Raw genomic sequence first — 12,096 nt, forward strand, 5'->3', positions numbered from 1 at the left:
GCTGTTGGCCACAAGCGGTCATCCTTAGTCCGTTTACTCCCAAACAGAAGCCTGTAACGATCCGTAATCGATTACAATCGCTTTACTTTATCCTCTAGGGCACATTTATTCTCTTCGTCCCAAACAACGGAAATTTCGAACGTCCCTTCCTGAAAGTACATCGGAAACCGCCTTCTAAACCAGGGCTGCATAGGAAGCTCCAGCGCTTCTTGAATCGGAACCCACAGCAGCTTTCCTTCAGGTGGATTCGTCAGCAGCTCTCCTTCGAAATCATCCGATATATAATTGAACACCATATACCGGTAATTGGTTTGCGGGACGACGTATTCATCCAATCCTTTATACATTAGTCTCTTCACGTGCAGCCCCGTTTCTTCCAAAACTTCGCGAACGGCCCCTTCCGCCGGGCTCTCCGGAAAATCAACCTTGCCGCCGGGGCCTAAATAACCCGGGAAGCCTCGATGATCAGGCCGCTCAATCAGAAGTACTTTATCGTCTTTCTTGAGCAAACACATCGTATAGAGGTCATATCTGATTTGTTTGGACATATTACTCTCCTTTGTCAATCTAATCCGGTTGAATAGAGAATCCTGTTTCATTGCTCTATTCTATTTCCTTCTATATTTTTCCTTCCGCTATTTTCTGTCGAGGTTTCGTTCAAGGATAAACGGCATCGCCGTCCTTAGGACAGCCCGTTATACTTACTTATATTTGAACAAAAAAACCGCGAAGGCTTCTGGAAACCTTCGCAGTTTACTGGCCTATCACCAAATATTAGATTCCTGGACCCTCTGATTAAGGAACAGAAAATCATCGTCCTGCAGCGGCTCTACCTTTCCTTTTTGATAACCGCTGCCCTTCGTGGAGAAAAAGTCGTGCGTACTCGTTTCCGTACGGATTCCGTTAAGAACGACCGGGTTAACTTCTTCTTCTTCAAACAAGGGCTCGAGCCCGAGATTCATCAACGCTTTGTTGGCGTTGTACCGGATATATTTTTTTACTTCATGGGTCAAACCGATCGGATCATACAGCTTCTCCGTATATTCCAGTTCATTCTTATACAGATCCATCAGAAGGTCATTGACGAACGCAGAGGCCGCTTTCTGCTCCTCCTCGTTTAGCTTCTGGAAGACCTCCTGCGCGAGCAAGCCGACGAATACCCCGTGCACGCTTTCGTCACGGATAATCAGCTTGATGATTTCTCCGCTGGCTACCATCTTGCCTTGTCCGGCCAAATATAACGGATAGAAGAAGCCGGAATAGAACAGGAAGCTCTCCAGGAAGACGGACGCAACCATCGCCTGATACAGGCTAAGAGGATCCCCTTCCTTAATGCTCTGATAATAGGAATCGATACGGTGCGTTTTGTACTGCAGCTGTTTATTCTCGCGCACCCATTCGAACGTATCGCGGATCCTCTCCGAGCTGGCTACCGTCGTAAAAATCGTACTGTAGCTCTTCGCATGAATTTCCTCCATCGCAGCCTGAAAAATGAGGATCGCCTTCTTCTGCTTGTCTTCGACGTGCTGCGCAATCATAGGCATGCCGACATTTCCCTGTTCCGTATCCAACAGCGTCAGCCCGCCCAATACTCTCATGAAGGTAGTCTTCTCATCGTCGTTTAGCTTGGTCCACGTCTTTAAATCCTTGGATATTGGAATTTCGGTATCCAGCCAAAATTGGGATGTATTTTGCGTCCATAGCATTTCCGTATAGTCCGTTTCCGGCGAATTCCAGTTCACCGCTTCGAATGCCTTCATTCTGCCTGAATCCTCCTTGTCAAATTCGTTATCGAGTCAGGGACCCGATCGCTGTTATCCCTGTCGCCAGTTCAATATATTTTAAGCCGCCCTTAAACAACGCAGCTGATGCATTCGTCAATCGTTCTTTTCTTCGTGCGGGTATAATAGAGGGTCTTCAGCCCTTTTTTCTGCGCATAAATGTAATACTTGGCCAAATCTCTAGTCGTCAGATCATCCTTCACATAGAGAATGGTCGAGATGGCCTGATCTATATGCACCTGCACCTCGGCAACGAGGTCTATCAGATTGTACATGTCCATATCATAAGCTTCTTTATAATAGAAGAAATTGTCCTCATTCAAGAACGGCATCGGATAAATCGTTCTGGAATCCCCGTATTCGCGCTCCTCTATTCTCTGCGTGATAGGCGCAATAGACGCGGTGGAGGATTGAAGGTATGAGATCGACCCTGTCGGGGCAATGGCCATCCGGTAGGCATGATAGATTCCATGCTCTTGAACCAGCTCCTTCAAGCGGAGCCAATCTTCCTTGGTCGGGATCACATGGCCTTCAAATAATGCTTTCACTTTATCCGTGCGCGGAGAATAATCATTATCCAAGTACCGGTCGAAATAAGCTCCGTTCGCATACTCGCTTTTCTCAAAATCCTTGAACGTTTCCTTCCTTTCCTTGGCAATCAGCATCGACCGCTCCAGGGAATAGAAGTTGAGCATCATGAAGAAGGTGCGTACAAAATCGATCGCTTCCTTCGATTCGTACGGAATTTTGTTCGAGGCCAGAAATCCGTGCAGGTTCATGGCCCCCAAGCCGACGGAATGAAGCTCCCGGTTAGCTTTGGCGACAGAAGGAACGATGGCAATGTTGGTGCGGTCGCTCACCTCGGTCAGCGCATCCATGGCCAGATGAACCGTATCCCTCATCCGCTTGTTCTGCATCACATTCACAATATTCAGCGATCCCAGGTTGCAGGAAATGTCGCGATGGATGTCATCCTCTACCCCGTAATCGTTAATGGTGGATACTTCACTAAGCTGGGCGATTTCGCTGCACAGATTGGAAAACTTCACCCGGCCGATTTTTTTGAGGGCATGATATTCATTGGCGTTATCGACGAACATTATGTATGGGTAGCCGGATTCCATCTGAATTTGCGCAATTTTTATGATGAGGTCTCTGGCGACGATTTTCTTCTTGCGGATATTCGGATTATTGACCAGCTCGTCGTACATTTCCGTAATATCCATATCGTCCAGATGCATTCCGTACTCACGATAAACCGTATGCGGATAGAACAGGTACATGTCTTTATCCTGCTCCACCAATTCGAAAAATTTATTAGGAGCAACGACGCCCAAGGAAAGCGTCTTGATCCGGATTTTCTCATCGCTGTTAATCTTCTTCGTATCCAGAAACTCATGGATATCGGCGTGGAACAGGTTGAGGTAAACGACCCCGCTGCCGTCACGCTGGCCCAATTGGTTCGCATAGGAGAAGGCATCCTCGAACAGCTTCATAACCGGCAGAACTCCGCTTGCTTTGCCGTCCAGCCCTTTAATTTGTTCGTCGGCCGCACGGATCTTGCTTAGATTGAGGCTGACACCGCCGCCGATCTTGCTTAACTGCAGAGCCGAATTGATCGCGAATCCGATCGAGTTCATCGAATCATCCACTTCCAGCAGGAAGCAGCTGACCAGCTCCCCGCGCCGCTTTTTGCCTGCGTTCAGGAACGTGGGCGTAGCCGGCTGATATTCCTGAGAAATCAGCAGATCCGCATATTCCCTCGCCTTTTGCATATCGCCGTTGCCCAGGAACAGCGCTACGACCGCAATCCGGTCTTCATACCGCTCCAGAAACTTGGTCCCGTCATTCGTCTTCATCGCGTAATTGTTGTAAAATTTAAAAGCGCTCATAAAGGACGGAAAGCGGAACTTCCGGGCATACAGCCCCTCATACAAGCTCTTCACTTCGGCAAAGTCGTATTTGTCGAACAGCTCTTTCTCATAATAGTCGTGCTCGATCAAATAATCGATCTTCTCTTTCAGATCATGGAAGAAAACCGTGTTCTGATTCACATAATCGACAAAATAGCTTCGGGCCGCCTCCCGGTCTTTGTCAAACTGGAATTTGCCGTCCTTAAGCACCATAATTTCATTATTAAGCTGTATCCAATTGGAAAGTTGCGTGGACAATTTGATTGACCTCCTGTTTAAATCGCTCGACATCTTTGTTCGTGCCGCTCAGCTCGAATTTCATCAGCAAAGGCACCGAGTACATCTCGGCCACCCGGTCTCCGGCCAAGCCGTAACGGGCTCCCCAGTTCATATTGCCGCTGGAAGCAACCCCTTGCAGCCACCGGCTATTTTCCTCCAGAAATTTCAGGGTCGTCTGCGGAACCTGCCCCACACCCGTAGTATAAGTAATCAGCACATAGGGCTGGTCGACGGTTAACCCTTCCGTAATTTGAACGCATTCCAGCTCCAATTTGTTCACGAACCGTTTCACGTTTCCTGTCTTAGAGTCAAATACGATAAGCATAGCTACCTCCATGGGCATCCACGTTCGGGGTCGTTCCATAGCAATCTACCTATCCACTTTTGAAGTAAAATGTGATAGCAGGATGCCGGCTGGCAGCAATTAACTCCGCCAAGCCCCGGAATTTAGAACTTCCAATGCATTAAAAATGGCCCATCCGCCGGTGGTGGGCCAAAAACGACAGCATGAAAGCTACAGAGCCATAAAATGGGCTCTGCTCCGTGTCGTTTCAACCTCTCATTCCCCGAAGATGCGAAACTTGCAGAGATAGAAGGCAGGTCTACTGGCTTTGTGCTTCATCCTACTTTGAGCCCTTCCCGTATAGACCCGCCCCAAGACGCTGCCTATACAGTGGTATGCTCATTTCATCCGCACTTACAGTTGCGGGGACAGCTCCGGATTCACACCGGATTCCCTATTAAGTCAAATCTGACACCTTCTTCTCTATCTGTTATATTCAGTTAACTCTCTATATCTAGTATCTGTCGTCGAAGATGAACACTAAATATAGTCTCCTAACGTAATATACAATGTTTCTCTGTAACAATCAAGAGGCATTTTGGCATATTTATATTTTCATAGATTTACATAACGGACATCGCCGTTGAGGTAAATAATTCTCCTGCTATTCCAGCCGTCTCTTTAACGGCCATGAAGCTGCCCTCCTGCGGAATAAGGCTCACCCGGGTTGAGGTCGATCACACGCCTTCGCGGTTCATTTAACGAGTGCTGATGCTCGCAGCGCCAACGCTGGCTCTCTGCGGAACCGATCGTTTCCCCGTCTCGAATGATGTCGCCCCTTTCATACAAATAATAGGCGAGATCGACGAGTATGGTGGCTACTTCATTCGGATCAAGACCGGTAAAATGACACTGCAGGTCAGGCACCCCCATCGCGGCAAGACCGCATGTATCGACGAGCATTTCCGGCTGGCCTGTCCCGTCCCCTTCCGCCTTGTATAATCGCACGTTCATAGCCCCGTGCAGCCATTCCCCTTCAGAAATTGCCCGTAAATATTCCTCGGGCTGAACGAGCTTGCCGCTTGTTTTCCAATAGATGGCCTCGCAAGGCGCCGTTTCCAGAAGAGCGCACAGAGCGCTCTGAAACAGTTTCAATCTTTCTTTATAGTTCAGTCCTTCCGCGCAGAAATCGGTCAGCAGCAAGGAATAACGGCAGCCTCCGACCACTTGGCGGGCATCCGGCCAATGCCACGATTGCTGCAGTGCAGCTTCATACAAGGCCGCTTCCGGCGGACGCTCAGAGGGTAAGATACAAGTTTGCGCAGGAACGACTCCATCGCGGTATTGGACCATATAGTTGGAATGATAGAATAAGAGAGGTTCGAAATCTTGCCGCGTCCGCTCGCCGGAATGGGCCTCCGATACGACCGGATCCCGATCCCGCGCACCCTTAGGAGCATGTTCGTCGAGCCTGGCTTCCCCGGTATATTTCTGCATCTTTGCGTATAACCGTTCTTGATTCAGAATTGGCTTGTGCCGGTACAGAAGTTCCACCATCCATACAGGAGCGAAGCCGGGGAATTCCTCTTTGGACTTCACGATCGTCTCCTGCTCCTGCTCCTGCTTCACCGGTGCTTCTGCGGGTTCATGAGCTTCCTCCGTCACTTGCTCTTTGCTTTTGCTCCATTTGCGAAATAGATCTAACCAGCCCATTATCATTAAATTCCTCCTGTCTATCCTGATGTTTTTTCTAACGGACCGTCACCCGACATCCGCTTTGCAGCCTTCTTATTCCTGACGGATACCGTTCCGGAGCCTTATCCATCCCATTGGCAAGGCTATAGCCCGCTCCTTGGTCCGGCCCCGGCTTCAGGGATCGTTTCATGCCCCGAAACTACATATAGCACATCCGCTTGCATTTTGCCATTCATCCGTCTCCACCTCTGCTAAATTATTCATAATCAGGGAGCCGTTAAATAATTTTTCATAACTTTTTTCAAACTTACTGTTTCTTTTTTTTGCAGTTTTAGGTAAAGTATTAAATGTTGTTAATTTATCAATTTATAGAAAGAAGGCTGAGTTAAGTACGATGATGAAGAAAAAATGGAACGTGCTGTTGGCAACTACCGTCCTAACAGCGGGAATTTTGTCCGGATGCGGTTCGGATAACAAACCACCGACAACAACCGACCCTTCGCCAAGTCCTACGGCATCCACCGAGCCTTCGGCTTCCCCGACGGCCAGCCAGAAGCCTGCGGCGGACGGGAAAGAGCTGAAGAGCAAGGACGAGAGCGTGCAAATTACTGTTCCTAAGGATTGGAAAGAGAATGACTCGCTAAACGCGCAGGCCATTCTGGGCGCAGCCAACCTTGTGAAAGAAAAGTACGTGATTGCTGTTCCATTCGCTAAATCGGAATTTGCTGACGATACTACGCTTGATGATTTCATGACCGTTGCTAATCAGAACATCGAAATGACCGCGGAAAATACAAAAATCAGTGAAACCAAAGATATTCAAATTGACGGCATCCCCGCAAAACAAGCCGTTATTTCGGCCGAGATTACCGGTATCAAAGTCCGTTATTTGATTACATACCTGGAGAAAGGCAACCGTTTCTATCAATTGGCTGCCTGGACATTGGATGAACGCTATGATGAGTACGAGGAAGAATTTACTAACGTCATTAATTCTTTCCGGGTTCTGAAAGATGATGTTGAAACTACGGCCGGGAACGGTTCGGATTCCAAGACGAGCGGCAAGGATGTCGTACTTACCGATAGTGCAGACTTGACGGAAATTACACTGCCGGGCGGGTGGACGGAAGCTAATGGGCTGAACGACGAAGCCGACCTCCAAGCCCTTAATCTCTCTGCAGGAAACGAGAACTATCTGATGGTTCTTAACGAGCCCAAGACAGATTTCGACGACGGATTTACGCTGCAAGAATACTACGATTTGATTATGTCCATGCAGACAGACGGTTCTCTCATCGGCAACGCCGTCCATTCCGATCCTGTTGAAACAGATATTAACGGTAACAAAGGCATCCAGTTTGAAGTCCGGGGAGAAGTGGATAAAGTCAAGATCGCTTATCTGTTTACACTGGTAGAATCCGAAAACGGCTTCCACCAAGTAATTTTCTGGACGAATGCCAATAAAATGGATGATAACAAGCAAACTTATATCGACGCAACCAACACGTTTAAAGTTAAGAAGTAATTACACTAACCGGTGAGCTTTCGGAATCGATGCGGGAGCATTTATGGCTGCACGATATCCGGCAGTCCGCGGAATTTATCAAGCAATGGCACTTATTAAATCATTAGCAGGAGCGAAGGGGCGTACCAACGCCCCTTCGCTCTTTTTTCCGGGTGGAAGATTAATCCCGGCTCCGAAAACGCGATGAAGGCGCCTGCCTCAGTCCGGAGCACAGAACGCCTTCGTATTCATATCACTGCTATATTAATTATGACTGGGCTACTCTTGCTCTCCTTCTTTGCGGCATGTCGGGGAGCTCATTGACAGAGACCACCTGATCGGTTTTCTTCCTGGGCTTCTCCCAATACTGTTCATTGCCCGGCAAATCATCGAACCAGGCCGCATCGTCAGGGCAATCCAATACCATAAACCGGCCATAATGCCCCTCTCGGGATTGGTGATATTTCAAATACGCTTTGCCGTCCTGAATCGCCAAAATTTCAATTTTGCCGGAAGTATGGCTCATCGAGAGGCGCACACGCTTACCCAATCCGGAAGTGAGAGCTTTGGCTTCTTCCACGATCTCGTAAGCCCGCTTCAAGGGGAGTACAAAATCTTTGTTACCGGCAACCGGACGGTTGATAAAGAAATAATACGGAGTGACGCCCGCCCAGGATAGCTGGTCTAACAATTCTCCCAGAACGACAGGGTCATCGTTAATTCCTCTCAGCACCGGAGTCTGGTTGACAACAATGGCTCCTGCTTCATGAAGCGCCTGAAATGCCCGTTTCGCTTCCGGTGTAATTTCCCGCGGATGATTAATATGAGCCATTACATATATTCGTTGTTCAGGAGTCGAATAAGTCCGAATCGTATCCAGCAATTCCTGGTCTTCGTATATCCGCATTGGGTTAAAAACGGGGATTTTGGAGCCGAGGCGAATAATTTTGACGTGCTTGATTTCCCGAAGCCGTTGGAAAATCATCTTCAGCTTGGAGGTGGCGAGAATCAGACTGTCTCCGCCTGTCAGCAGGACGTTGTTGATTTCGGGATGCCGGGAAATATATTCAATTCCCGGATCTACATCCAGCATCGCCTCTTTGACATCGTTGCGGAATAGCCGTTTGCGGAAGCAATATCGGCAGTAAGCGCCGCAAACCTCCGACACAATCAACAGAGCTGTTGTCTTATACTTGTGCTGGCAGCCGGGAACCACATAATTCGTGTCCTCGTCGGAAGCATCCCAGCGGCCGTATTCGAGAAGCTCTCCTTCATTGGGAATTACCAGCTTCTTAATGGGATCATGGGGATCTTGCCAATTGATTAATCCTAAATAATAGTCGTTAACCCGAAAAACGAACTTCTCCGTTATTTGCTTAAGCTTTTGTCTCTCTTCCTCCGGTATAGCCGTTATCTTGTCGATATCGGTGATATACTTCGGCTGGGCCATTCCAATTCCTCCTTTATTCTGTTCAAGTCGTGTCTCTTCCTATCTTAGTAATGAGCAGGAACCAAGAGCCTATAGGCGGAGGTTCGCTTAGAATCGATTCTTCGGTATCCACGTTCAACACCCCATTCCAATCAGTGTATAAAAGCAAAAATGTCCCGCCCTGACGGAAAGCCCATCTCTGTCAGCGGCGGGACCCTATACACAAAAAGACCCTACAAGGGTCAAAGTGTAAGCAAGTTTGCTCCTATATCAGTCTTGACCCATCCACTGCAGACGAGGTTAGCTGACGGGCTCGGGAAGATGGTTCCCTACATTCGTAAAGCAATGATTCGCCCCAATAACTGGTTCCCCCGCTTTCCGATGTGATAATCGGAAATTAAGCGTAATCAAATTGTATAGCAGAATAAGGAAATTGTCAACCATTAAGCCTTGACAACCATCCTTTACAAAATCGGCCATCCCCTTCCTTTTACTGCTCAACGCCATTATCCCCTCCCCTAACTGATTGATTTTTTGCCCCTCCCTCGCCGTTATCTTCTCCGCTCCTGCATGACTCCGCGATAGCTAGACCCATTTCTATCACGAAATCTCTCATTATTAAATACTCTATTACTATTAGATAAATCTATTAAATTGCTTTATCAAATTTTGAGGACGGTGGTTTGTATGATTCATCCGGATACGGAGCTTCGCTTCGTTAACGAAAAGATAGGGCTCGGCGTATTCGCGACCAAATTTATTCCTAAAGGAACTATTGTTTGGGTATTGGATGACTTAGATATGATTCTGGACGAGGATTACGTCGATTCTCTGGAACCGCTGCGGCGGGATATCGTCTACAAATACGCCTACCAAAATGAAAAAGGAGAATATGTTCTGTGCTGGGACCACGGAAGATACATCAATCACAGCTTTAATCCTAATTGTATAGGAACGGCGTATGAACTGGAATTAGCGGCGAGGGACATCCATCCCGGCGAAGAGTTAACGAGTGATTATGGAATTTTGGGGGATGAGGAGCCCTTTGTATGTGTGCCGGAGGAAGGCACCTCCCGGACTATAGTCATGCCCGACGATTATTTGCATTATTACCGGTTGTGGGATGAGATGGCCGCGGAAGCCTTCAAATATTTTAATCAGGTGGATCAGCCTCTGAAGCATCTCATTCCCCGCAAATTCAGAAAAAAAGTCCATGCCGTCGCCGCAGGCCTGAGACCGTTGGATTCAATCCTGACTACGTTTTAGCCTTATTCGGCCTGGCTGGAATTTGATGAAAGAGGTGAACGATATTGGCAACTAACTTGGTGATAAGCCTGCTCGGAAGCAGCGGAGGGGTAGCCAAAGCATTGCTTGCCTTGTTAAATCATTCCTGTCAACACGCTTCCGCCCCACTCCACTCCCTTCTTCAGAACAGTCAAATCCATTTGATAGATATCCGGCAGAAACCATTGAATCATTACCGGACAAGATATCCGTCCCTGGCTGACAAACTGGCCGTACATTCGTTCGATTTGGCAGACACGGACCGCTTTAAGGAGCATTTGCTCCATACCCGGACCAATCTCGTTATTGATGTCTCCTGGGCCGATACCGTCGGCATGCTGGAATGCTGCAATGAATTCGGCATTTCCTATATCAACTCGGCTCTGGAAAATACTTGGGTGGACGAAACGGAGGCCGTGGAGAGATTCACCCTGCTGGAAAGATATCGCATTGTAGATGAAGCAAGGGATAAGTATACAAATATGAAAGGAATTCTGTGCTCGGGAATGAACCCGGGGGTCGTCCAGTGGATGGCCATAGAGATGATTAACCGTTACCCCGATGAACGTCCGCTCGCTTGTTATATAGTAGAACAGGATACTTCCTTCTATAGAGATCCGTCCGTCATTCAAGCCAACACCGTCTACTCCTCCTGGTCACCTGAATGTTTCCTTGACGAAGCCATATTAAATTACCCGGTGTTTATGAAATGGCGTTCTCCTTTCGTCATTTTTAGAGAAGTGTACGAGCTGGAGTTCAAGGTCACCCTTGGGGACAAAAGCTTCTACGGCTGCCTTATGCCGCATGAAGAGGTTGTCACGTTAGGGAAATTGTATGACATGGAGGTCGGCTTCCTCTATCGGGTCAGCGAATACATGACCGATATCATCCGAACGAATCTGGACAATGTGGACGATTTATGGGACTGGCATCACCGGGTGCTCGATCCCGAGGAAGCGGAATTATTGGGCGAGGACCTGGTCGGGGTGCTGCTAGTATACGAGGATAAAGAACGCTATATGTATAATGTTTTGGACAATCGTTCCATCTTTCGCAAATTCGGAATCAGCGCCACCTATTTTCAGGTCGCTTGCGGACTGTACGCGGCAGCTTCGGCGGCGATGCTGGACAGCCTTTCTTCAGGAGTGCATTATGTAGATGAACTTCTTCTAGCCTCGGCTTCCCGCTACGGCAGTTATGTATCGTATTACATGAAGCATTTTGTTACAGGGGAAAACCATTCCTCGGACGGTTTGTTATCCGACCGGATCAAAGAAATACCGACGGAATAGACAGCAGCCATCCCGGAATGATACGATGGGGAAAATATATGGATACAGGTGGCTTCCATGAATTCAAGAGGTAGAATGGGACTTCTGCTGCTTTCCTTTCTGCTTGTTGCAGCTTCGATTCCCGTGGGTATATCCGAGTCTGACGGCCCTTTAACGATCGGCGATCCTTTGCTGTCATCACGGCAGCCGGATTCCTATCTCCACTCCGTCGTCAGAAGCTTCGAGCCTACAATGGCCGTTCTCATCGCTGTAGTTTTATATCTGATCTTTCTCCGGAAGAAGCTGCTGCCGCTTTTTCGTTTTCGTTATGCAGATTTAATGATCTTCAAACTGCGGCATCGGCAATTTCTGATGCCTATCAAGTTTACGTCCACTTTCGTGGGCTTCCGTATAGATTTGTTCCGGTGAACATTTCTATACAGAGAGGAGCCTGAGGAACATGCGGCAGAACAAGCCACCTGTGGATGAGAACGATCCGAAGCGAATTAACAGAGAGCTGTTAGGGACATTGCTGTTTCTGATTTTCGCCGGTGTCGTCATCACGGTTGCCTACTTTTGGATAGGTTGAGAAAAGCAATTGGCATCGATTCCGCAAATCCTAATCTAGTGAAGCAGGCTAGTGGAGTGTTAAGCGGA

General features: G+C 48.0%; 11 protein-coding genes and 2 riboswitches. Of the genes, 5 read left to right on the forward strand and 6 right to left on the reverse strand.

The window, feature by feature from the left end:
• Positions 1 to 71 precede the first annotated feature (71 nt).
• From ACFQ03_RS07380 to ACFQ03_RS07400, 5 genes are all read right to left on the reverse strand, one after another.
• Entirely contained in the window at positions 72 to 548 is a 477-nt protein-coding gene (locus ACFQ03_RS07380) for an 8-oxo-dGTP diphosphatase (RefSeq protein ID WP_144941798.1), read from the reverse strand.
• Between the two features lie 216 nt (positions 549 to 764).
• Positions 765 to 1,760 (reverse strand): class 1b ribonucleoside-diphosphate reductase subunit beta, encoded by a 996-nt coding sequence (gene nrdF, locus ACFQ03_RS07385; protein ID WP_144941796.1) that lies wholly within the window; start codon positions 1,758 to 1,760, stop codon positions 765 to 767.
• 92 nt (positions 1,761 to 1,852) lie between these two features.
• Entirely contained in the window at positions 1,853 to 3,985 is a 2,133-nt protein-coding gene (nrdE, locus tag ACFQ03_RS07390) for a class 1b ribonucleoside-diphosphate reductase subunit alpha (RefSeq protein WP_144941793.1), read from the reverse strand.
• Entirely contained in the window at positions 3,918 to 4,298 is a 381-nt protein-coding gene (gene nrdI / locus ACFQ03_RS07395) for a class Ib ribonucleoside-diphosphate reductase assembly flavoprotein NrdI (RefSeq protein WP_144941806.1), read from the reverse strand. The genes nrdE and nrdI overlap by 68 nt, the downstream gene beginning before the upstream one ends.
• Positions 4,299 to 4,551: 253 nt before the next feature.
• A riboswitch (cobalamin riboswitch) is annotated at positions 4,552 to 4,749 on the reverse strand.
• Positions 4,750 to 4,937: 188 nt separating this feature from the next.
• Entirely contained in the window at positions 4,938 to 5,969 is a 1,032-nt protein-coding gene (locus ACFQ03_RS07400) for a DUF4261 domain-containing protein (RefSeq protein WP_144941791.1), read from the reverse strand.
• Between the two features lie 376 nt (positions 5,970 to 6,345).
• Between ACFQ03_RS07400 and ACFQ03_RS07405 the strand changes: the two genes are divergently transcribed.
• A complete protein-coding gene (locus ACFQ03_RS07405; RefSeq protein WP_144941694.1) occupies positions 6,346 to 7,476 on the forward strand; it encodes a PsbP-related protein in 1,131 nt (376 codons plus the stop codon).
• Positions 7,477 to 7,723: 247 nt separating this feature from the next.
• Here the strand turns inward: ACFQ03_RS07405 and ACFQ03_RS07410 are convergent, their stop codons facing one another.
• Positions 7,724 to 8,905: a KamA family radical SAM protein gene (locus tag ACFQ03_RS07410; protein ID WP_144941692.1), complete on the reverse strand. Its 1,182-nt coding sequence runs from the start codon at positions 8,903 to 8,905 to the stop codon at positions 7,724 to 7,726.
• A 253-nt stretch (positions 8,906 to 9,158) separates the two neighbouring features.
• Positions 9,159 to 9,298: riboswitch (cyclic di-AMP (ydaO/yuaA leader) on the reverse strand.
• Positions 9,299 to 9,571: 273 nt separating this feature from the next.
• Here ACFQ03_RS07410 and ACFQ03_RS07415 point away from each other — a divergent pair.
• Genes ACFQ03_RS07415 through ACFQ03_RS07430 form a run of 4 tightly spaced genes read left to right on the forward strand, consistent with a single transcriptional unit; the run spans position 9,572 to position 12,028 of the window.
• Positions 9,572 to 10,150: an SET domain-containing protein gene (locus ACFQ03_RS07415; protein ID WP_144941690.1), complete on the forward strand. Its 579-nt coding sequence runs from the start codon at positions 9,572 to 9,574 to the stop codon at positions 10,148 to 10,150.
• Positions 10,151 to 10,191: 41 nt separating this feature from the next.
• Entirely contained in the window at positions 10,192 to 11,460 is a 1,269-nt protein-coding gene (locus tag ACFQ03_RS07420; RefSeq protein WP_144941688.1) for an S-adenosylmethionine decarboxylase related protein, read from the forward strand.
• A 57-nt stretch (positions 11,461 to 11,517) separates the two neighbouring features.
• Positions 11,518 to 11,868: a hypothetical protein gene (locus tag ACFQ03_RS07425; protein WP_144941686.1), complete on the forward strand. Its 351-nt coding sequence runs from the start codon at positions 11,518 to 11,520 to the stop codon at positions 11,866 to 11,868.
• A 31-nt stretch (positions 11,869 to 11,899) separates the two neighbouring features.
• The gene (locus ACFQ03_RS07430) at positions 11,900 to 12,028 is read left to right on the forward strand and encodes a hypothetical protein (RefSeq protein ID WP_260982238.1); all 129 of its coding nucleotides are present in this window, start codon (positions 11,900 to 11,902) and stop codon (positions 12,026 to 12,028) included.
• The last annotated feature ends 68 nt before the right edge of the window (positions 12,029 to 12,096 follow it).

The sequence above is a fragment of the Paenibacillus residui genome (assembly GCF_042677205.1).
Taxonomy (GTDB): Bacteria; Bacillota; Bacilli; order Paenibacillales; family NBRC-103111; genus Paenibacillus_L; species Paenibacillus_L residui.